This is a genomic window from Paenibacillus sp. 01T47 (genome assembly GCF_056398245.1).
Genome location: NZ_JBFTPA010000001.1, coordinates 623,011 through 644,400, shown reverse-complemented (window position 1 = coordinate 644,400; position 21,390 = coordinate 623,011). Strand labels below are relative to the sequence as shown.

Below are 21,390 nucleotides of genomic sequence, written 5' to 3'. Positions count from 1 at the left end.
ATTTACAATACAAGTAATAGACCTAGGGAGAGTGTTAATCACATGTTCATTCTGGAAGCAACCAAAATTCATAAAATTTACGGAAATAAATTCAATAAGCAGGAAGTATTATGTGGGCTTGATATTAGCATTGAAAAAGGGGAATTCGTCAGCATCATGGGCGCATCCGGTTCAGGAAAAACGACCTTGCTTAACGTGCTTTCATCGATTGACCACATTAGCAGCGGCTCGATCAAAATCGAAGGGAAAGTTATTTCTGGGTTAAAAGAAAAACAATTGGCTGAATTTCGTAAAAATCGTTTAGGCTTTATTTTTCAGGAATACAATTTGTTAGACACGCTAACGGTCAAAGAAAATATTTTATTGCCGCTGTCGATTACGAAGACGCCAAAAAAAGAAGCCGAGCGTAAATTTCAGGCGGTAGCGACCGAGCTTGGCATTTATGAGCTCCGCAATAAGTACCCGAATGAAATATCTGGCGGTCAAAAGCAACGTACATCCGCTGCAAGAGCCTTCATTCATGAGCCAAGCATTATTTTCGCTGACGAACCGACAGGTGCCCTTGATTCCAAATCCGCCTCTGATTTACTGAACAAGCTGAGCGGTTTAAATCAAAAAAGACAAGCGACAATCGCCATGGTTACTCACGATCCGGTAGCTGCCAGCTATTGCAGCAGAGTCATCTTCATCAAGGATGGACAAATCTATTCTCAGCTTTATAAGGGAGAACAAACGCGGCAAAAATTCTTCAACGATATTATGGCAACACAAAGTGTACTAAGCGGGGTGCACCATGAGCATTAATCAACTCATTTTCCGCAATCTAAAAAAGAATTTAAAAAACTATTATCTCTATGTATTTGCTCTTGTGTTTAGCGCTGCTCTTTATTTCGCCTTTGTCACCCTGCAGTTTGATCCTGCCATGGATGAGGCGAAAGGCTCTGTTAAAGGGGCTGCCGCCATTAAGACTGCTTCTTATTTGCTTGTTGGAATCGTTTCTATTTTTCTGCTGTACGCCAATACCATCTTTATTAAAAGACGCAGCAAGGAAATCGGCTTATTTCAGCTTATCGGAATGACCAAAAATAAAATATTTCGCATATTGACGATTGAAAACTTTTTTCTTTATTTCGGCTCCATCCTGCTTGGAGTACTGGTCGGTTTCTCTGTATCCAAATTAATTATTATGATTTTATTTAAAACGATCGGTGTTGAGGTGGCCGCAGAGCTGCATTTCTCCACCCAAGCATTCAAGCAAACCATCATTATTTTTTTAGTTATTTATCTTCTGATTATGTTGATGAATTATTTATTTATAAAAAAACAAACGATATTATCGCTGTTTAGAGTGAATTCCGTCACAGAAGGCAAAGCAAGAAGAGTGTCTATTCTGGAAATGCTGATTGGCATTGCCGGATTGCTGTTGATTGCGCTGGGCTATTATATTTCTTCCGAACTGTTCGGCGGAAAATTTGTGACGATGACCGCGCTCTTTGCTGCCATGATCGGCATACTCGGCTCCGTTATCCTTGGAACTTTCCTTTTCTATAAAGGATCGGTCAGCTTTATTTTCAACGTGATCCGAAAGCAGAAAAACGGCTACCTTAACATTAATGAAACCTTATCGCTCTCGTCCATTATGTTCCGTATGAAATCGAATGCGCTGCTGCTCACTATCATTACGACCGTGTCGGCGCTTGCTATCGGCTTATTATCCTTAAGCTATATCTCTTATTACTCTGCCGAAAAAACAGCCAAAAACAATGTTCCCGAACATTTTGCATTTATGAACGTTCAGGACGCGGAGCAGTTTAAAGAAGCTCTAAACAAAAACAAACTGGTGTATACCGAAAAAACGATTCCTGTCATTCAGGTAGACGTCAATGTGAAGAGTATTATGAATAACAATCTGGAAGGGGTAAGCGTGGCTGGGAATTCGGATATGATGACCTTGCCCGTTGTCAGCGAACAGTCTGTTGACGGCATTCAGCTGTCTAAAGACGAGCTCTATCTCTCCGGTTACAGCAGCATGCTCAAACAGTTCATGTCTTTGAAGGACTCAGGGCCTGTACAGCTAGTGAATCCTACTCAAAGTATTCCACAACAATATATCGGACTTAAGGAGCAGCCCATCGTCTCTTGGTGGTTTAAAAGCGGCGGATTGCCTGTAGTTATCGTCGATGATTCTGTTTTTGAGCGCTTAAATAATCATCTTGATCCGGCTATTCAGAAACACTCTACCCTGCATATCGGAATTAATATGAAAGATCGTTCTGATCTAAAAGAAGCGACTCAGCTATTCAATGAGATGAAGTTCTCTGAGCACAACAGAAATGATTCTCAGCTTAATACAAGCAACCAGCAAAAACAAACGATGGGCTTGATTATGTTTATCGTCGCTTTCCTTGGACTAACCTTTCTTATCACATCCGGCAATATTCTCTATTTTAAGCAAATGGGAGAAAGCGAAGAGGAAAAGCCAAACTATACCATCCTTCGAAAGCTCGGCTTCACAAGGGCTGATTTATTAAGGGGCATAAAAATAAAACAAATGTTCAACTTTGGCATTCCCTTAGTGGTAGGGCTGCTTCACAGCTATTTTGCAGTCAAATCTGGATGGTTTTTCTTTGGAACAGAGCTTTTAACTCCGATGATTATAGTCATGCTGCTATATACCATCCTTTACTCCATATTCGGAATCCTTTCCGTCTCTTATTACAAAAAAATCATTAAAGAAGCACTTTAATACCATCTAAACAGGATATCCCTCTTTGATTTTGAGAGGACGGGTATTCTGTTTTTCTTTGTGTGTTAATATGCAAAAAAATGAGATCGCAAACTCATTATCCAAGTGGAAGTTCGTTTCATTACCTGTTAAGATGTGGATATGTAAGGAGGGTTGCGGAATGAGTTCATTAAGAGCAGAAGATATTGAACAGATTGTGCTAGAGCAAAAAACATTTTTCGACCAAGGCCAGACCAAGGAGCTGCGCTTTAGGCTGAATCAATTGCAACGATTGATGCAAGCCATACAGCGTTATGAGCAGGAAATCGTCGAGGCGCTTTATCAAGACCTTCGCAAAAGCGAACTAGAGACCCATATGACAGAAATTATAATCGTAACCAATAGCATTCGACATGTCATTAAGCATCTCAAAAAGTGGATGAGGCCGCAGAAGGTGAAAACTCCGATTTATCTGTTTCCATCATCCAGCCGTATTATGAAGGAGCCCTACGGCACAGCTTTAATAATTGGTCCCTTCAACTATCCATTCCAGCTTGTCATCGAGCCGCTTATCGGAGCCATTGCCGCAGGCAATTGTGCCATTCTCAAACCATCCGAAAGCTCGCCTCATGTTTCAGCTTTAATAAGTAAAATCATAAATGAAACCTTTGATCCCACCTACATTAAAGTCATTGAGGGGGAGAAGGAAACGACCTCATTGCTCATCCACGCGCCGGTTGATTATATTTTTTTCACAGGCAGCATCGCGGTGGGCAAAATCGTTATGGAGGCTGCTGCCAAAAACCTTGTGCCTGTCACGCTTGAGCTCGGAGGAAAAAGCCCTGTCATTGTAGATTCTACCGCTAATCTCGAGATCGCTGCCAAGCGGATTATCTGGGGCAAATTAATGAATACCGGCCAAACCTGTATTTCACCCGATTATGTGCTGGCTCATCAGGATATTAAAGAAAAGCTGGTCGCAAAAATGAAGGAAGTCATCCAATCCTTCTATGGATCTTCTATACAAAGCAACAAAGATTATGGTCGAATCATTAATCAACGTCAATTTGACAGGCTTGCTTCCATTCTGGAGCAAGACAAAGCCAGCATCGTTTATGGAGGAGACACAGACCGCGCAGACCTCTTTATCGAACCGACAATACTGGATGGTGTTTCATGGGATAGCGCGGCGATGTCAGAAGAATTATTTGGCCCTATTTTGCCTGTCATGGAGTACCGAGATATCCATGAGGCCATTCGAATGATTAACGCCCATCCAAAGCCGCTTTCCCTTTACTTATTTACAGAGAATAAAGCGCTGGAGGATGAGGTTATGAGCCGTGTTTCCTTCGGCGGCGGCTGTATTAACGATACGATTATGCACGTCTCTAATCCCTATTTGCCATTTGGCGGTGTTGGCAGCTCAGGTGTAGGAGCCTATCATGGCAAATACAGCTTTGATCTGTTCTCGCATCAGAAGAGTATATTGAAGAAAAGCACCAAGTTTGAGCTTGGACTCGTCTTCCCTCCTTATGCAGGAAAATTAAAAAATATTAAAAAGCTGCTCAAATGAGCAGCTTTTTTGGCTGACAAACAGGAAGTTAGTTTTATGCAAGCTTCACTTAGTTTCGTGTATGTAGCATTGGTCCGACTTCTCATATAATCGGTTTATCACCACAACATTAGGAGGTCATCCATTATATGAATCAATCACCGCTTCTACTCACTGACGAACAAATGCAAAAGTTTATAACTGAAGGCTTTCTTATTCTAAAAACAGATTTCCCTGAATCCTTCCATCAAGCCATGACAGCTGAACTTGGAAAAGTATATGACGAGGAAGGCAATCCCGGCAACAACCTGCTGCCGCGAATCCGAGAAATACAACAGGCTTTCGACAGCCCCGTTATTACAGGCGCATTAACAAGCGTACTGGGTCCAAACTACATGCTGCATGCCCATCGCCATGGCCACTTTAATGCACAGCCGGTTGCTGGTGGTTGGCATAAGGACAGCTACTGGGGCTACTCCCGTATGCGCAACCACCACCCATGGTGGGCTATGATTATGTACTTCCCGCAAAACACGCCAATTGAGCTTGGGCCTACTAGCGTTGTGCCTGGCACCCAAAACTATGAATCACGCACCTTTGCTTCTGACGAGGTGCAAGGAGAAGCTTACGCTAGCGGTGAAGCAGGTACATTTGCACTCATCCACTATGATATCTGGCACCGTTCAACACCAAATGTATTAGGCAATGCTCGTTACATGCTTAAATTTGAATTTATGCGTACAGCTGTTCCAACTAAGCCTTCATGGAATAATCTGATTTCCGAGTGGAAAGAGCCTGCTGACCTTGCCCTGCCAATCGCAAACCACGAAGACATGTGGGAAGAAACATGGAACTGGATGTCAGGTAAGCTAGGCAGTCTAGCAAACACTGCGGAAGCAAACGAAGAGAAATTAGCCGCACTGGCAACGGCTTTGGAAGATAGCTTCGAACCAAATGCCTTGAATGCTGCCTATGAGCTTGCTAAATATGGCGCTCCAGGTGTGAAAGTACTGCTGGCTGGTCTTCATCATGAGAGATTAGACGTATCACGCACGTCTGCTTATGGACTGTCCATCGCAGGCTCAGATGCAGTAAGCGGATTGATCGAAGCACTAGAGAGCGATCGCTCAGAGACTGTACAATATGCTATATTCGCACTTGGCGAGCTGCGCAGCTATGCTGAATCCGCGCTTCCAAAGCTTGTTGAACTTCTGTCCCACTCCGATGCGACAGTAAAAATTGCAGTCGTTGAAGCACTTGGCATTTTGTCTAATTCTTCAGAAATTGCAGTGAAGGGTCTTATTACAGCCTTGTCCGATGAGGATGTTCAAGTACGATTTACAGCTGGGCTGTCCTTGTCCCGCATGGGTGCTACAGCGGCAGCAGCCGTTCCCGCTTTGGCGGCAGTACTCGATGATGAGAACCGTTATGTAAGAGCTCATGCTCTAGAAGCACTGCGCTATATCGGCACGGATGAAGCGAAGGATATTTTGATCAAATCACTATTCAATTCCCGCTGGTGTTCGACAACTACGCCTGCAAACAGCTTTTATCCTTGATTCCATCGGAGTTCTTATACTTGCAGCATAAAGGTTGTCCCAAAAGAACTAGTTGTGCAGAACAATCCTAATCATGAGAAAAAGTTCGGAATAACAAAGGAGCTAAGCGATTTGAATCCGCTTAGCTCCTTTGTTTTTGGCGTACGCTGCACCGCTGTTACGAACTCAGCAGCTCTTATTTAAACCATTTGCAAGGAATTATTATGGCAACGAACTCCAGCATCGCTATTTCGAGAAAAACAGCTCATATCACCCTGTAGAGCATGATATAACGACAATCAGGTTCGTTAGCGTTTGAAAAAGATCATTTTCTGCATAATAAGCATGATACAGTTCGTTAGAGAAAATATTAATCCGAAAGCGTAACAGGGCAAGCGAACTATTCGCTGTCCTTTTTGCTTGCCTCCATCAACTGATGGCATTTCGTTTGAAATTCAAGAGGTTTATCTACAAATAAATAGATTTGGTCAACTTGTTCTCGAATCCCAAACGCCGTAATAACCGTGATTTCTTCTTTTAATATCATATGCACATTAGGTTCTGTGTCCAGAATCTTTATCGTTTTTTTCATTTTATCCTTAGCTAATTTCTCGAATGTAATGGCCGAAATGGATGCAACCGTATTGATATTCATATCCGAATACATCTGAATGCCATACTGAAACCTTATTTGTTGATCTGATACCAAAATAGGATTTAAGCACATCGCTCGGTAATCAGCAACTAGCAGCATAATAATATATACATTTCCTAATGAGAGTATCCATGCAGCGGTATGCGACCATTGCGCAAGCAGAATGTGCATGCATACCCCTTCAATAATCAATACTTTCGAAAATACGAGTAAGGTTATCAGCTTGTTAGAGTTTTTATGATAGCTAAACGAGGCAGATCCCGTTCGAATGAAAGATGTCTCTTTCCATGCGAACAAGGCGTAATAAAAAATAGATAATTCATGCGTGAGCAAAGCTGCAATTTTGGGATGGCGAATGGTCTCTTCTAGACTTTTCCGAAGTGTTTCTATAGGATGATTATCCACTTTTTTATAACGCTTATAGGCAGCCGCAATATCATAGATTTTTAAAGCTAAAATAAAAGGCGGCAGCGGAATAAGAAAATATTTTATAGCGTTCATCGTTTCTTGATCGGTGTTTGGTACAAATAACGCTAATGCTAAATAACCCAGAAGAGCAAAAGGAATGATGGATGCGATCTTGAAATTCAGCTTGCGAAACCATAGAAAGTACAGCAATAAAGGGATAACAACGACAAAATCTAATGCAATGCCAAGCGTCAGCAGCTGATCGTTCTCTTTAATTAGAACAGAATTAGCAAATAGAAGATCCAGCAAAATGATAATGAAGCTTGAAGCAATAAAGAAACTAATATTCTTTTTATAAAGTTTGTTAATGGCATATACACTCCCTTCCATTTACCTTTTCATTATCTAATATATGGGTAAAATTAGCGCCTTTCAATTCCCTCTTGTGAAGAAAATGGAAACATTTTGTTTATATTCACAAAAAAAAGCCGTCGCCTTAAATAGCGACGGTTTATTAATTAATCATTTCAGTGAAAGCTCCCTATATTCGCTCGGTGACAAAGCCATATACTCTTTGAATAAACGAGAGAAATAAGTGGCATCCATTCCTAGAGATTCAGCTATTGCCGAGATGCTAAGTGAAGTAAAGGATAGCAGCTGCCGTCCTTTGTCCATACGCTTGCGATTCACATATTGTATAGGTGAGAGCCCTGTCGTATTTTTGAACATGCGTATAAAATAATTAGGGTGAAAATGTACAAGCTGAGCAAGAGTATCTACTGTAATATTTTCCGATAAATGCTCTTCAATATAGGTCAGCACGACATTCAGCTTCTCAAATGAGCTGGTTGCCGGTGTTTTGATTGTCACATCCTCAGCCTGCTCCAGCATCATGGCCATAATCTCAAGAAACGCCGACTGCAGCTGCAGCTCGGATGTCCAGTCTTCACTCTTATGATGGTGTACCAGCCTTTCAAATTTACCCTTTAAGCCTTCGTGATCGGATATCGATATCATGACGGGCATTTCGAGCAGTTGAAACAGGTTGAAATTATCTATTTTTGCAGTGAAGTGGCACCAATATTTCCCGTAAGTATTCGTATTAATCGTTCCATAGGATTGTACGACATCTGCGGGCAGCAGACACAGATCACCGGGCTTTGGATAATAAATTTGATTCCCGGCCTTAATGTACCCTTCGCCCTCTTGGATATAATATAGCTTATTCACATCCGTCGTATAATTATCGTCCTTCCACGAAAGCGGCACCTTCGTATAGTCGGCTATGGCAACATGCAATTTTAAACCGCTCATATAGGACTTCCAAAATGTACTTTTGCTTGCGTTCACCGTAATTCCCGCCTTTCAAGGCTGTCATACCCATTGTTCATCGAAGATCGCTGCGATTACCATACCATAATAGCACAAAAAAAAGAGGCAGTATCCCTCTGCCTCTTCTTATTTTCTGCTTAAGCTTGAGCGAGCCCTTGCTTGACCCACTGCGCAACATTGACTGTACGCTTAGCTTGATATTCCACAGCTGCTTTTACATCCTCAACCATTTTCCCGCCTTGCACTGTCACGCTTGTCCCATATGGATTGCCGCCAGCTTCAAAGGTAACTGGACTCGAATAACCCGGTGCAGCTACTATCGCTCCCCAATGGTACATCGAAGTGTACAGTCCAAGGATGGTTTGCTCTTGACCGCCATGAGCATTCTGAGCCGAAGTCATTCCGCTGACTACTTTATTGACTAACTTGCCGTTAAACCAAAGTGAGCCTGTCGAATCAAGAAACTGCTTAACAGGACCAGGCATACCGCCAAAGCGTGATGGAATACTAAATATAATAGCGTCCGCCCATTCCAGATCCTTATAGGTAACCTCAGGTATATCTTGCGTCTCTGCAACATGAGTTCTCCAGATGGGGTTAGCTTGTATTGCTTCTTCTGAAGCAAGCTCAGGCGTCTTCAATATTTTCACCTCAGCTCCAGCTGCTTTCGCACCTTCTGCAGCCCACTGCGCCATTTGATAATTTGTTCCCGTTACACTGTAATATATAATAGCAAGATTAATCGTTGTCATTTGATACATCCCCTTAAACTTTTATGTTATTTGCTCAGTTGTTCTGCATTAATGCCGATCGTTTTTAATAGCTCAATAAGCTTCTCTTTATCCTCGCTGCTTACACAACTCAAATTGCGTGTAATGACATCCGCATGCTTCGGAAAAATATCATCAAACAGTATTTGCCCCGCTTCGGTAAGAATGACATTTGAGCCTCTACGGTCGGTAGCGCTTGGCTCTCGTCTCACATATCCTTTTTTCTCAAGCTTATCAACAACATAAGTAATGCTGCCGCTTGGAATGCAGAACTTTTCACTTATTTTCTGTATCGGATGAGGCCCCTTGCTATACAAAAGCTCCAATATCATAAAATGTTCCTGACTAATGCCATGGCTTTCAATATCCTTGCGTACATTGTCGCCAACTGCCTTAGACGCTTTAAACCATACACGAAATAACCGAAGATCAAGCTGGCTCTGTTCACTTTGTTGATTCATGCCCATGCCTCCTTGCTGCATATATCTTAAAATCGTATTTCCTAGTTTTAGTATACTTTTATCCTATCATTAGGGTAAAGACATGTCAACCAACTTTTACCACACGCAAAAAAAGGACCGAGCTCTTTCTCCATATAGAGAGTGTGTCGGCCTAGTCGCTTCGTATGATCTCTTACTCCGAACAAAACAAGTTCAATGAAGTAAAAATGGGATTAGTTCATTATGTACAGCATCAGGCTGTTCATGATTAACACCGTGTCCTGCATGAGGGATTATTTTGTAACGAAATTGTCCTGCGATTAATACCTGCAAAAAATCCTTCTTATGCGATAGCTTGTATTCACCCATCAGAAAATACAGCTTATCCTTTATCGCAGCTGCTGACGCTTGATCATATTTCTGCAGCTTATGTGCAAACATCGCTTGTTGATTATGATTTTTCATGGCAAGAACAAGATGATCCGCTAATTCGGGATGCTGTTCATAAACGCGGGATTGGGGCGAGCTTAGCTTTTTTATAATTTTAAGCAAATTATTGCGGGTTGGAATCAGCATTTCCGGCATCATCATCATTAAGGTGCTCACCATCGTTTTAATTGGTGTTGTAACCATACCTCCCTCCATGCAAACGACTCTGTTCACTCTACTTGCCTCGTTAACCGTATAATTAAAAGCCATATAAGCTCCATTCGACACACCAGCGATATGAAATTGATTCAGTCCCATTTGATCAACGATTTCATTGATCCAATCCACCTGATCAAACGTCTTTTTCTGAAAGTTTTCGTTAGGCACACTTTTTCCTGGTCCACCCATCGTATCTACTGCAATGCAATAAAAATGGTTGGATAATTCCTTTATGTTCAGCATCCACATCACCGCCGAATTATCTCCAACGCCATGAAGCAGCAGCAGCGGCGGATTCGATTTATGACCAGAAATTAGACAATGCGTGACGCCGTATTTGGTGTTAATGTCCAGCTCCTCAAATTCCGTTGGCCACAGCTCCAGAAGCGCATTATAGGAACGCAGAACCTGTTCTTTTCCTGATTCACTCTTATATATTTTTATCATGATAGCCTCCTTCTTCTTCAAACGTTTACGGTTCTTATAAGCAATCTCATCTATCGCAGAAATGCTGCTTAAGTCTATATTATCGTCACTATCAATTTTTACATTAAAATACTTAACTGTATATAACGTTTGCAAATGATATTTTATATATATTAACTAATGTGGTCTCCTATCAGGTGTCTAATCGCTTGGCACAGCCTTTTTTTATCCACAGAGCATGATGTTTCCAACAGTCCTTTGAAGAAAATATGATAAACTAGTACGTAATGATAGAAAACGTAAGGAGATAGATCATGATTAAGCTAGTATCTTGGAACGTAAATGGTTTACGGGCATGCGTAACGAAAGGCTTTAACGATTATTTCAAGGAAACGGATGCAGATATTTTTTGCCTGCAAGAAACGAAGCTGCAGGATGGACAAATCAGCATGGAGCTTGGCGAGGAGTACTCGCAATATTGGAATTACGCGATTAAGAAGGGTTACTCAGGTACTGCGGTGTTCACCCGCATAAAACCACTCTCCGTGCACTATGGTATTGAGGAAAACTCGGAGCCAGAGGGACGAGTCATTACGCTGGAGTTTGAAGGATTCTATCTAGTTACGGTATATACGCCTAACGCCAAACGTGACTTATCGCGATTGGATTACCGAATGGAATGGGAAGATCGCTTCCGCAGTTATCTTCAGCAGCTTGATGCCTTAAAGCCTGTCATTATTTGCGGTGATTTGAACGTAGCCCATCAAGAAATTGATCTTAAGCATCCGAAGCCTAATTTAGGCAACTCCGGTTTTACAATTGAAGAGCGCGGCAAGATGACGGAGCTGCTAGCAACTGGCTTCCTCGATACATTCAGACATTTTTACCCGGATCGTACGGATGTGTACAGCTGGTGGTCGTACATGATGAAGGTGCGCGAGCGGAACGTGGGATGGCGGATCGATTATTTCTTAACCTCTTCAAGACTGAGCCCACTGCTCATCGATGCGTCCATTGACACTCATATTTTGGGCAGCGATCATTGTCCTGTTTTGCTTACTTTGGAAGAACCGCCGGCAATCATATAATCGTCATAAATAAAGGCGGGCAGCACTCATGATGAGCGCTGCCCGCCTTTTGCTTCGAATTAGCTTTGAAGTGACTGTGTTAAAACATTTTTTTCACGTAAAATCGAAAGTGCCTTTTGCATCTTGTCCATGTAGGCAGGCTCTTGGCCCGAGCACATAAAGCGTACGTTACCGTTGCCTCCGCCTCCGGGAATGCCATAGCGGCTTAATAATGCGGATAAGCGTTTCACCGTTCCCACATTCCCATCCACAATCTCGATATGAGCAGGAAGCAGCTCCCTCAATATATCCTTGTAGAAAGGATAATGTGTACAGCCGAGTACGATAATTCCGTAATTGTCTAAATCATAGTTTGCGAGCTTTGCCCGGAAATATTCGTTGATAATCTGTTTATCGAATTGCAGCGCCTCACAATAACGCACAAGCTCCGGCAGAGGCAGTGAATCCACGATTCCCATCTCATCCACGCGTGACACGAGTGCGTAATATTTTGGCAATTGTAGCGTTAACTGCGTTGCGAAGACGAGTACCCTTTTGCCTGTTGCTCGATTCATTTCTACTGCTGGCTTAACAGCAGGCTCCATGCCGACAATGGGCAGGGAATAACGCTCTCTTAACTCGTTAATTGCAATACTGGTCGCTGTATTGCAAGCGACGACCAATGCATCTATGCCCTCTTCCATCATTAAACCAACCGTTTCAAAAATGTACGCTTTCACGTCTTCCTCTGACTTCGTCCCATAGGGAACATGGAGCGTGTCCGCCATATAAAGAAAATCCTTATCAGGTAGTCTTTGAAGTGCCTCCGCTAATACGGTAAGCCCGCCAAGCCCTGAATCAAAAAAACCAATTCGCATGTCTCATCGATTCCTTACGTTTATTGGAATAGAGTACCTTCTGTAGCTATATCCATCTTACCTCATTGCCTGCCTCCATAAAAGCTTATAATTGCATTTGCGAAGAAAAAAATGCCTCAAGTCCGGATAGACAAGAGGCATTTCATCTGTTTCTATGGTGCCCGCTTCGGCAGCAGACGTACATAATCATCCGAAAGCTTCATGAGTTCCAGTATATAATCATAATCTCCACGATATTTGCTGAAGTCGGCTACTGGCTTTTTCGTTCTAATATCGACGGCAGTTCCGTCCTCAAAGCCTTTGCCAGGTATAAATAAGATGTCATTATTAAAAAATGATCCTGTCGGCAAATAATACCGCATACCGATTACATTTTGAGAAATATTAAGCAAATCATGACCAAATGCCGTAAATGTTTGATCATCAAGCGATATGCCTAGTAAATTTGCAATGGTAGGCATAATATCAACCTGACCGCCAACCTGATTAACGGTTTTCCCCTCTACGCCAGGTACATGAACAATAAGCGGGATGTTTAAGCGGCTAATTTGCTCATCATAGTGGATGCCCAGCTGCTCACTAACCCATGCAGGATCATTGTCTGTCGTTTGTAGACCAGCGTGATCGCCATAGGCAACCAACACCGTGTTTTCCCACATGCCTTTCGCTTTGAGCCCCTCAATAAAACGGCCTAGTTCATAATCGGTATAATTTAATGCGGTCAAATAATTGCCCAGCTGCGTTCCTTGCAAGGCGTCCGGCATCGTAATATGCTGAAGCTCCGTTGGAACCTTGAATGGATGATGACTGGATGCAGTTACGAATTGAGCATAAAAAGACTTGCCTTGCTCCTTCATATCGTTAAGCTTTTCAAGACCGACCCTGTAAAGCTCCTCATCCGATGCGCCAAAAGAATTAAAATGATCATTTTTAAATGATGCTTTATCATAATATGCCGTAAAACCTAGCGCAGGATACATTCGGTTGCGATCCCAAAAAGTCACATCATTAATATGAAAGGTGCCCGATTCATACCCGCTTTCTCCAAGCAGTCTCGGAAGACTCGGCAGCTCTCGATCACCATAGCCTGTAGACATCGCCATATCCCCGGTTGGATAGATAGAAGTATTTGACATGAATTCAGCGTCCGCAGTATTCCCTTGTCCAATTTGTTGGAATACATAAGGAAAGTAGAAGCTTTCCTTCGCTAGCTGATTAAGAACAGGCGTAACCGCCTGACCACCGACAGACAAATTGATGGCAAAGTTTTGGAACGCCTCCATTTGAACGACGATCACATTTTTACCTTCGGCAGATCTGAAATAATTAGGCATGCCTGCAACGACCATCTCTCCAGCTTGTTCAAAATAGGAGGATTTGAGCGCTACCGCATCAGCCCCTGTTTCTTCTACATTGCCATTTTTCAGCGCGGCCTGCTCTTTGCTCGCCTTAACGGCTGCCGCTACCTGATAATTGATATAGCCTAAATTCTCAGCTTTCACGATTTCATTCGGAATCGTACTCGCGGACCAAATGAATCCACCCGAGATCGCAATACATAGAACAGCTGCAATGGCTGTGTATAGAGGTTTGGCAATTCGCTTGCGTCCATCGCTGCGTATTCCTCTGACACGTTTAACGATATATAGAGCTGCCAAGACGGCAACATCCAGAAAGTAAATATAATAAGCAGGCAAAATAATAGACCCTACGCTTGTCCTAATTTGCAGTACCTGGTCAAGTCCATGCAGTGCGGTATACGTAGGTACTGTTCCGTAATAACTGACATACACCGTTGAAGCAAATAGCAGCAAGGAAAACACGGCATTCACGAGTCCAAATACGGCTCCTCTCCACCTCGCAGAGGTGACTAGCTCCAGCAGCAGAAGCAGTGCAAGTACGGCTGCTGCATCAGGCAGCAAGCTCTCCACCTGTATGCCCGAAAAGACGAAATGGCGAAACAGGAGCATTTTCAACATCATAAAGATGAATATAACGATAAACAGTGATCTGTCATAACGTTTAGGGAAAAACTGCAAGACGCTCACTCCTTAGAAATTTGCACTTCATTAAATATAAAAAAACCGTCATCACCTGACGGCTTTCTTAAACTTTAATGTTAAGGCAATATAAAAACAAATGCAACGGCTAATAATTAGAAGACTTTATTCCGTGGCCACTTCAAAAATAGAATCAACAATGATCGGCAGCTGATATCTTAAGGAGCTCGCCCCCATGACCGAACGTGCATGAATTCCTCTCTCGCCAAATACCTCCACCATCAAATCCGAGAAGCCATCGAGTACCTTATGATGCTCTTCATAGCTCGGATCAGCATTCACAAAACCTTGTACCTTTACGACGCGAGTCACAAGATCCAACCGCTCTAGTGAATGCTTTAATACGGCGAGAACTTCAATTCCTGTCTGCCTAGCGAGTTGATAACCTTCTGCTGTCGTAAACTCGTTGCCAAGCTTCCCTTTTATCGTGGCCGCAGGTCCTTTGCCAGAAACAAACAGAAGTCCATTTGAAAATACGCAGTTAGCGTATTTAGCTGCGGGCTCGCTCGCCTTTGGTACAATAATCCCTAATGTTGCCAATCTACTTTCAACGGTTCCTTCTACTTGCGGCATAGCAACCCCTTCTCTCCATTTATATTTCTTGTTATTGATGGAAGCCTATGCCAAAGTTTATACTGAAATTGACCTCTACCACAGTGTCAGATTTATATGAATTTTAAGGGTCAGATTGTGTGGTGATAAGATGGATATCAACCTTTCAGAAGAAGAGCAAGGCCCTGTCTATTTGGTGTTGTACAGACATTTACGGAAACTCATCCAATCTGGTGCTCTAGCGGATGGAACAAAGCTTCCATCAATTCGATCGCTCCGCGAGCAATCGAAGCTTAGTAAAACGACAATTGAAACGGCTTATCACATGCTGCTGGAAGAAGGTTATGTGGTTAGCAAGCCGCGCGCCGGTCTATTTGTTATACAGTCACAATTAACTCCTGCTGCTGCCATGGTTCATACAGAGATTTTAGAAGAAAAAGCTAGCATACATCGCCATTCCATTCCGATTCCTATCCAAAACGACGCAGTCGTCGATTTCAGCCTGCTCGCCGTGGACGGACAATCATTCCCCATTCGCGCATGGAAGTCCGTACTTCATGATGCCCTATCTCTCCATGCGAATTATGTTCATCAGTATGGCGATCCGCGGGGCGAATACGATTTGCGTTTGCAATTGTCTTACTATTTAAAGCGTTCAAGAGGCGTCAATTGCACGCCTGAACAAATCATTATTGGATCAGGTTTTTCTTACAGCACACAAATTCTCGCTAAATTGCTACACGGTGCATCTACAATTGCAGTGGAAGAAGCCGGTATCGCTCAGGTAAGAGCTGCCTTCCAGCAGCACGGCTACAACGTCGCTCCTGTCCCCATCCATAACATGGAGAACTTCGTTTCTATATTAGAAGACAAACAAATTCGAATCTTATATGTCACTCCTTCACATCGTCCTACTGGGAGCTCATTGCCTTACTCCACTAGGCAGCTGCTGCTCCACTGGGCAAGCACAAACAGCGCCTATATCATTGAGGATGACTACGACGGAGAGTTTCGTTATTCAGGCAAAACCATCCCTTCTCTTCAAGGAATGGATCATCAGGGCAGCGTCATTTATATTGGGACGTTTTCCAAAGCCTTCACACCCGCGCTGCGTATGAACTATATGGTTGTCCCGACTCCGCTGCTCAGCAAGCTGCAAGCTATAGAGCACACACTTACGAGTCCATCACGCATTGATCAGTGGGCCATGCAGCTGTTCATGGAACGAGGGCATTGGTACAGGCATGTAAGGAAGGTTCGCAATCTTTATCGTAAAAAACGTGCTAAGATGCTTCAGCTCATTGACACTTATTTGCCCGAGCATGTGCAGGTTCATGGGGATTGTGCAGGGATGCATGTGGAAATCGCTGTTCAAACAATGTGCAGTGCCGAGGAGCTGATTAAGCTTGCTGCTTCGGAGGACGTTTACGTGTATGCTGCACAGGATACGCCTATCCTGCCCGGTCGTTTTGTAAGATTGTATTTGGGGTTCGGCGGATTAAACGAGAAAGAATTGGAACGAGGGTTGCGCCGGCTCGTGAAAGCATGGGCGGGAGCCCTACTTCCTAATCATGAATAACAGGGGGCTTTATTAATGGCAAACAATCATTTCCTTACAGATCTCGATGGAACGCTGCTTCAATCGGATGCTACCTTGTCCGAGTATACGATAAACGTCATAAACCATGCGATGAAGCAAGGTATCATCATTAGTTATGCAACGGCAAGAAGCTATATCAGCTCTAACAAAATCGTATCTGTTATCCCGTGGAAATATCCGATCGTTTTATATAATGGCGCGGTTATCTTTGATCCCATTTCATCTAAGGTCATAGGCGGATACTGGCTGGATAACGAAACGACAAATCAAATTATTGATCTAGGAAGAAAACAAGGTCTAATTCCCTTCTTGTTCGCCCTTGATGCGGAGGATAAGGAACGTGTATTCCACGAGAAGCTGCTGCGAATTGGCGACATAACCTTCTACGAGAGCCGCCCTAATGATCCTCGTTTTGGAGAAATGCCGCTGCTCGAATGCTCGGATGCCTTTAGGACGCTGATTGTGACTTATATTGGCTTGCTGCATGAGCTTGAGCCGCTTAAGGATGAAGTACAGCGTACATTCGGCGATCGGGTTCATGTTCATCTCATGAAGGATCAATATATAAAAGATCATTATTTTCTAGAATTCAGCCACAGCAAAGCCAATAAAAAAGAAGGCTTGAAGCAATGGGCTGAGCTGATGCAATGTACGCCTGAGGACGTTACGGTGTTCGGTGACAATCTGAATGACTTAGGGATGTTCGAAGCTGCCGGCACCAAGGTCGCTGTTTCCAATGCGCATCCTACTCTCATTGAGCTGTCCACGCTAGTCGTAGAGAGCAACGATGAGGATGGAGTAGCGAAGTATATTGAGCGTGTGATTGAGGAGAAGTTTTAGCCTGCATATCTAAAAGCATCATTGCTGAATAGCTGCCACCAGTTGCGCGAAGTACAATGAAAACCTATCGTGTGAATGAAAGAAGAAGCTGCCACAAGGTCATCGACCTTCTGAGACAGCTTCTGCTTCGTTCTCGTTTTACTTCTTCGCTACATATTTGCGAATATCAAACGCTACAGCAACAACGATAATCAAACCTTTGATAATCAGCTGCCAGTTCGGGTTAATACCGATATAAGTCAAACCATAGTTGATGACAGTGAAAATAAGAACACCTGCGATGATCCCTTTCACTCTGCCTACGCCGCCAGTTGTTGAAACGCCGCCGACCACGCATGCAGCAATGGCATCAAGCTCATACATATTGCCGTAGTTGTTCGACGCGCCGCCCGTACGCGCTGCTTCGAGCACACCCGCTAAGCCGTACAAAGCACCCGCAATTGCATAAATCCACATCAAGTTTTTAGCCACGTTAATGCCGGATACATGAGCCGCTTGAATGTTGCCGCCAATGGCGTACATGTTTTTACCAAGACGCGTTTTATTGAAGACAACCCATACGATGAACGCTACAAAAATAGCGATTAATACGATATAAGGAATAGAGAATTGGCCGCTGCCAACAGCACCTGTACCAATTTCAGTGAAATCACTGCGCAAACCGCCGATTGGCTGCGAGTTGTTTGGCGGCATATCGAAGTAAAGAGAATTCGCACCGTACACCGCGACCATCGTACCAAGTGTAGCAATAAAAGGCGGTACGTTAAATTTCGCTACGATTAAGCCGTTCAATAGTCCGACCAGCAAACCAACCGTGATCGCGATTACAATCGGAATGATCACCCATAGCTCAGGCAGGTTAGGGAAAAACTTGCTCGCATATTCAGGCATTTGCAGCATCGATGCGGATACGACCGCACTGAGTCCGACTACACGCCCTGCTGACAAGTCAGTTCCCGCTGTGATAAGAACAAATGCAGCGCCAAGCGCAATAATGACTCGCGTAGAAGACTGCACCATCATATCTCTAAGCGTTGTTATAGACAAAAAGTTTGCATCAATAATGGCGATTCCTAAAATTAATGCGACAAGTACAATCCAAATGGCATTTTGCGAAAATGCATTTTTTATTTTCAAACCTTTAGCTGCTTCCATTGCCGTAAACCTCCTTTAAATCCTTCATCATTAGCCCGTCTGTGCTGCAAGCCGCATAATACTTTGCTCGGTTGCCATGTTGCCTTCAAGAATACCTGTGGCACGACCCTCCGACATCACCATGATGCGATCGGACATGCCAATGAGCTCTGGCATCTCAGACGAAATCATAATGATGCTTTTCCCTTGCTTGGCAAGCTCAATAATAATATTGTAAATTTCATATTTAGCTCCGATATCAATGCCCCTTGTTGGCTCGTCCAGCAGCAAAATATCAGGATTTGTAAGCAGCCAGCGAGCTAACAGCACCTTCTGCTGATTACCGCCGGATAGGTTGCGAATCAGTTGATCAACAGACGGCGTCTTCGTCTTGAATTTCTCAACACCTTTTGCTGCTTCCGATCTCATCTTTGATTCATTTAAGAAACCAAAGCGATTCTGATATAAATCGAGATTAGCGATCGCTGTGTTCTCGGTTACGGACAACACCGGAAAAATCCCCGTCACCCTGCGCTCCTCAGTTAATAGTGCAATTTTGTGGCGCTTTGCATCGATTGGCGACTTAATCGTGATCGACTTTCCATCCTTGTAGATGACACCTGATTTTACGGATCGAAGCCCGAACAACGCCTCAATCAGTTCAGTACGCTGAGCCCCAACCAGTCCGCCTATTCCGAGAATTTCACCTTTTCTCAGCTCGAACGATACATCCTTGAAGGAATGTGCATGCGGCGAGGTTAATCCCTCTACGCGTAGCATGACTTCTCCTGGGATGTTCGTACGCTCCGGGAATCGATCCGATAAATCTCGGCCAACCATGCGCGTAATAATCGTATCGATGGTCAGCTCAGGAGCTGGCCAAGTACCAATGTATTTACCGTCGCGCATGATCGTCACGTCATCGGAGATTCGTAATATTTCTTCCATTTTGTGCGAAATATAAATAATTGAAACGCCTCGTGCACGCAGCTTATTGATAATGTCGAACAGCTGCTCTACCTCATTGCCTGTAAGCGAGGAAGTAGGCTCATCCATTACAATAATTTTGGAATTGAAGGACACCGCTTTTGCAATTTCGAGCGATTGTATTTTGGAAACTGACAACTCGCCGACCAGCTGATGCGGGTCAATCGTCATATTTAAATCCTCGAACAGCTGAGCTGTGTCGCGGTACATCTTTTTATGATCAATGAACCGGAAAGGCGCTATGCCTCTTACCGGAAATCTGCCAAGCCAAATGTTCTCCATCACGCTGCGCTGCGGCACTGGATGCAGCTCCTGATGAATCATGGAGACGCCGTAATTCAATGCGTCCTTGGAGTTTTTAATATCAACCTTTTGCTCATCAAGAATGATCTCGCCGTTATCCGGCTTATAAATGCCAAACAAACATTTCATCAATGTAGATTTACCTGCACCATTCTCGCCCATGAGCGCATGAACCGTGCCCGGCCGTACTTTTAACGTAACATCATCTAGCGCCTTAACACCTGGAAACGTCTTGGTAATCCCGTTCATTTCAAGCAAATAAGGATGCTGCTTTGCCATCGTATAGCCTCCCTTTGTCCAGCCCGCCAAGAAAGTAGGCGAAAAAAAACAGGGGCAACGCAAGTGACGTTATTCCCCCGCTCTTGATCATCCATCTTACCGCTTATCTTATTTGCTCTCTTGCGTTACCTTTTGGTATGGAATCCAAACGTATTTACCGTCTGTAATTTCAAAGCCTGTGTTCTCTTTCGTTGGTGTTTCGCCTGCAGCAAGAACGCGCATAAGCTCAACCGTTGCTTTACCTTGGTTCGACGCATCGTTTAGAACGGTACCGAGCAAAGTGCCTTCTTTCAACGCTTGCTTAGCTGGATCTGTTGCATCTACGCCAACAACCGGCATAAATTTATTGTCTTTAAAGTAGCCAGCAGCTTTCAATGCTTCAATTGCGCCAAGCGCCATGTCATCATTGTTTGCCAGAACTGCTTCAATTTTATCGCCTTTGGAAGCAAGGAAAGCTGCCATCTTTTCTTGGCCCTTAACACGATCCCACATCGCAGTATCTTCAGCTATATTCTCGACTTTGATGCCAGCATCTTGAATCGCCTGTACAGAGAACTTGGTCCGAAGCTCAGCATCTTGATGCCCCGGCTCGCCTTTCAGCATCGCATATTGCAGCACGCCGTCACCGTTTTTGTCCGCTTCCGGATGTGCTTTCCAATACTCAGCAATGATTTCGCCTTCCATAGTGCCTGACTCTTCAGCTTTTGCGCCTACAAAAAACGCCTTGTCCCATTTTGCCAAATCATCAGCAAGCGGCTCGCGGTTAATGAATACTACCGGAATATTAGCTTTTTGTGCTTTATCAATAACGATGCCAGCAGCTGTACGGTCAACCGGGTTAACTGCCATTGCTTTTACTTTTTTAGTTATAAACAAATCTACTTTATCATTTTGTGTGGGCTGCGAGTTTTGGCTATCTACGATATCTACTGCCAATTTACCTTCTGCCGCTGTATCGATCGCGCTGCGCACACCGCTCATAAATGTGTCGTCAAATTTATAAATGGCTACGCCTGCCTTAGGCAAGCTGCTTGCGCTCCCGTCACCATTTGCGCTTCCGCAACCTGCTGCTGTAACTGCTAATGCTCCAATAACGAGCGCTGCTGTCCACTTTTTCATTATTTATATCCCCCTGGTGGATGAATTAACTACTGCTTCATTATGTCGTAATTTTGGAGGGATTCACATGTAATATC

The 21,390-nt window shown here is 43.6% G+C and carries 18 protein-coding genes; 7 read left to right on the top strand and 11 right to left on the bottom strand.

Annotated elements, in window-relative coordinates:
* Positions 1 to 42 precede the first annotated feature (42 nt).
* From AC1DOV_RS02780 to AC1DOV_RS02765, 4 genes are all read left to right on the top strand, one after another.
* Positions 43 to 804 (top strand): ABC transporter ATP-binding protein, encoded by a 762-nt coding sequence (locus AC1DOV_RS02780; RefSeq protein ID WP_441908051.1) that lies wholly within the window; start codon positions 43 to 45, stop codon positions 802 to 804.
* Positions 794 to 2,746, top strand: a complete 1,953-nt coding sequence (locus tag AC1DOV_RS02775; RefSeq protein ID WP_477549110.1) for an FtsX-like permease family protein — start codon at positions 794 to 796, stop codon at positions 2,744 to 2,746. The genes AC1DOV_RS02780 and AC1DOV_RS02775 overlap by 11 nt, the downstream gene beginning before the upstream one ends.
* A 160-nt stretch (positions 2,747 to 2,906) precedes the next feature.
* Positions 2,907 to 4,298, top strand: coding sequence for an aldehyde dehydrogenase (locus AC1DOV_RS02770; protein ID WP_477549109.1), 1,392 nt, complete (start codon positions 2,907 to 2,909; stop codon positions 4,296 to 4,298).
* Positions 4,299 to 4,426: 128 nt separating this feature from the next.
* The gene (locus tag AC1DOV_RS02765) at positions 4,427 to 5,836 is read left to right on the top strand and encodes a HEAT repeat domain-containing protein (protein WP_477549108.1); all 1,410 of its coding nucleotides are present in this window, start codon (positions 4,427 to 4,429) and stop codon (positions 5,834 to 5,836) included.
* Positions 5,837 to 6,215: 379 nt separating this feature from the next.
* Here AC1DOV_RS02765 and AC1DOV_RS02760 read toward each other — a convergent pair whose 3' ends face one another.
* The 5 genes from AC1DOV_RS02760 to AC1DOV_RS02740 form a co-directional block, all read right to left on the bottom strand.
* A complete protein-coding gene (locus tag AC1DOV_RS02760) occupies positions 6,216 to 7,268 on the bottom strand; it encodes a hypothetical protein (protein WP_477549107.1) in 1,053 nt (350 codons plus the stop codon).
* 132 nt (positions 7,269 to 7,400) lie between these two features.
* Complete coding sequence (locus tag AC1DOV_RS02755) at positions 7,401 to 8,228, bottom strand: AraC family transcriptional regulator (RefSeq protein ID WP_083682118.1); 828 nt, start codon at positions 8,226 to 8,228, stop codon at positions 7,401 to 7,403.
* Positions 8,229 to 8,347: 119 nt separating this feature from the next.
* Entirely contained in the window at positions 8,348 to 8,962 is a 615-nt protein-coding gene (wrbA, locus tag AC1DOV_RS02750; protein ID WP_076268782.1) for an NAD(P)H:quinone oxidoreductase, read from the bottom strand.
* A 26-nt stretch (positions 8,963 to 8,988) separates the two neighbouring features.
* Entirely contained in the window at positions 8,989 to 9,441 is a 453-nt protein-coding gene (locus tag AC1DOV_RS02745; RefSeq protein WP_441878632.1) for a MarR family winged helix-turn-helix transcriptional regulator, read from the bottom strand.
* 192 nt (positions 9,442 to 9,633) lie between these two features.
* A complete protein-coding gene (locus tag AC1DOV_RS02740) occupies positions 9,634 to 10,515 on the bottom strand; it encodes an alpha/beta fold hydrolase (protein ID WP_477549106.1) in 882 nt (293 codons plus the stop codon).
* A gap of 296 nt (positions 10,516 to 10,811) precedes the next feature.
* On the opposite strand from AC1DOV_RS02740, the gene AC1DOV_RS02735 reads away from it, so the two are divergent.
* Positions 10,812 to 11,582: an exodeoxyribonuclease III gene (locus tag AC1DOV_RS02735; RefSeq protein WP_441878876.1), complete on the top strand. Its 771-nt coding sequence runs from the start codon at positions 10,812 to 10,814 to the stop codon at positions 11,580 to 11,582.
* Positions 11,583 to 11,641: 59 nt separating this feature from the next.
* On the opposite strand, the gene murI is transcribed toward AC1DOV_RS02735, so the two are convergent.
* From murI to AC1DOV_RS02720, 3 genes are all read right to left on the bottom strand, one after another.
* The gene (gene murI / locus AC1DOV_RS02730; protein ID WP_076268780.1) at positions 11,642 to 12,439 is read right to left on the bottom strand and encodes a glutamate racemase; all 798 of its coding nucleotides are present in this window, start codon (positions 12,437 to 12,439) and stop codon (positions 11,642 to 11,644) included.
* Positions 12,440 to 12,591: 152 nt separating this feature from the next.
* The gene (locus tag AC1DOV_RS02725; protein WP_477549105.1) at positions 12,592 to 14,478 is read right to left on the bottom strand and encodes an LTA synthase family protein; all 1,887 of its coding nucleotides are present in this window, start codon (positions 14,476 to 14,478) and stop codon (positions 12,592 to 12,594) included.
* A gap of 126 nt (positions 14,479 to 14,604) precedes the next feature.
* Positions 14,605 to 15,072, bottom strand: coding sequence for a RidA family protein (locus AC1DOV_RS02720; protein WP_441878640.1), 468 nt, complete (start codon positions 15,070 to 15,072; stop codon positions 14,605 to 14,607).
* A gap of 130 nt (positions 15,073 to 15,202) precedes the next feature.
* On the opposite strand from AC1DOV_RS02720, the gene pdxR reads away from it, so the two are divergent.
* Together pdxR and AC1DOV_RS02710 are read left to right on the top strand one after the other, a co-directional pair.
* Entirely contained in the window at positions 15,203 to 16,630 is a 1,428-nt protein-coding gene (pdxR, locus tag AC1DOV_RS02715) for a MocR-like pyridoxine biosynthesis transcription factor PdxR (protein WP_477549104.1), read from the top strand.
* A 15-nt stretch (positions 16,631 to 16,645) separates the two neighbouring features.
* Entirely contained in the window at positions 16,646 to 17,491 is an 846-nt protein-coding gene (locus tag AC1DOV_RS02710) for a Cof-type HAD-IIB family hydrolase (RefSeq protein ID WP_477549103.1), read from the top strand.
* Between the two features lie 138 nt (positions 17,492 to 17,629).
* On the opposite strand, the gene mglC is transcribed toward AC1DOV_RS02710, so the two are convergent.
* The 3 genes from mglC to AC1DOV_RS02695 all read right to left on the bottom strand — a co-directional run bounded on the left by mglC (position 17,630) and on the right by AC1DOV_RS02695 (position 21,313).
* The gene (gene mglC / locus AC1DOV_RS02705) at positions 17,630 to 18,646 is read right to left on the bottom strand and encodes a galactose/methyl galactoside ABC transporter permease MglC (protein ID WP_430055270.1); all 1,017 of its coding nucleotides are present in this window, start codon (positions 18,644 to 18,646) and stop codon (positions 17,630 to 17,632) included.
* A gap of 30 nt (positions 18,647 to 18,676) precedes the next feature.
* Positions 18,677 to 20,194 carry a sugar ABC transporter ATP-binding protein gene (locus tag AC1DOV_RS02700; protein WP_477510822.1) on the bottom strand — a complete coding sequence of 506 codons (1,518 nt, stop codon included), beginning with the start codon at positions 20,192 to 20,194 and terminating at the stop codon, positions 18,677 to 18,679.
* A gap of 108 nt (positions 20,195 to 20,302) precedes the next feature.
* The gene (locus tag AC1DOV_RS02695) at positions 20,303 to 21,313 is read right to left on the bottom strand and encodes a galactose ABC transporter substrate-binding protein (protein ID WP_441878648.1); all 1,011 of its coding nucleotides are present in this window, start codon (positions 21,311 to 21,313) and stop codon (positions 20,303 to 20,305) included.
* Positions 21,314 to 21,390: the final 77 nt, after the last annotated feature.

Excerpts from the sequence above, each read along its gene's own strand:
- AC1DOV_RS02745 (WP_441878632.1), bottom strand. The coding sequence starts at position 9,441 with ATGAATCAACAAAGTGAACAGAGCCAGCTTGATCTTCGGTTATTTCGT.
- AC1DOV_RS02760 (WP_477549107.1), bottom strand. The coding sequence starts at position 7,268 with ATGGAAGGGAGTGTATATGCCATTAACAAACTTTATAAAAAGAATATT.
- pdxR (WP_477549104.1), top strand. The coding sequence starts at position 15,203 with ATGGATATCAACCTTTCAGAAGAAGAGCAAGGCCCTGTCTATTTGGTG.
- AC1DOV_RS02765 (WP_477549108.1), top strand. The coding sequence starts at position 4,427 with ATGAATCAATCACCGCTTCTACTCACTGACGAACAAATGCAAAAGTTT.
- AC1DOV_RS02695 (WP_441878648.1), bottom strand. The coding sequence starts at position 21,313 with ATGAAAAAGTGGACAGCAGCGCTCGTTATTGGAGCATTAGCAGTTACA.
- mglC (WP_430055270.1), bottom strand. The coding sequence starts at position 18,646 with ATGGAAGCAGCTAAAGGTTTGAAAATAAAAAATGCATTTTCGCAAAAT.
- AC1DOV_RS02775 (WP_477549110.1), top strand. The coding sequence starts at position 794 with ATGAGCATTAATCAACTCATTTTCCGCAATCTAAAAAAGAATTTAAAA.
- AC1DOV_RS02780 (WP_441908051.1), top strand. The coding sequence starts at position 43 with ATGTTCATTCTGGAAGCAACCAAAATTCATAAAATTTACGGAAATAAA.
- AC1DOV_RS02700 (WP_477510822.1), bottom strand. The coding sequence starts at position 20,194 with ATGGCAAAGCAGCATCCTTATTTGCTTGAAATGAACGGGATTACCAAG.
- murI (WP_076268780.1), bottom strand. The coding sequence starts at position 12,439 with ATGCGAATTGGTTTTTTTGATTCAGGGCTTGGCGGGCTTACCGTATTA.
- AC1DOV_RS02770 (WP_477549109.1), top strand. The coding sequence starts at position 2,907 with ATGAGTTCATTAAGAGCAGAAGATATTGAACAGATTGTGCTAGAGCAA.
- AC1DOV_RS02740 (WP_477549106.1), bottom strand. The coding sequence starts at position 10,515 with ATGATAAAAATATATAAGAGTGAATCAGGAAAAGAACAGGTTCTGCGT.
- wrbA (WP_076268782.1), bottom strand. The coding sequence starts at position 8,962 with ATGACAACGATTAATCTTGCTATTATATATTACAGTGTAACGGGAACA.
- AC1DOV_RS02710 (WP_477549103.1), top strand. The coding sequence starts at position 16,646 with ATGGCAAACAATCATTTCCTTACAGATCTCGATGGAACGCTGCTTCAA.
- AC1DOV_RS02720 (WP_441878640.1), bottom strand. The coding sequence starts at position 15,072 with ATGCCGCAAGTAGAAGGAACCGTTGAAAGTAGATTGGCAACATTAGGG.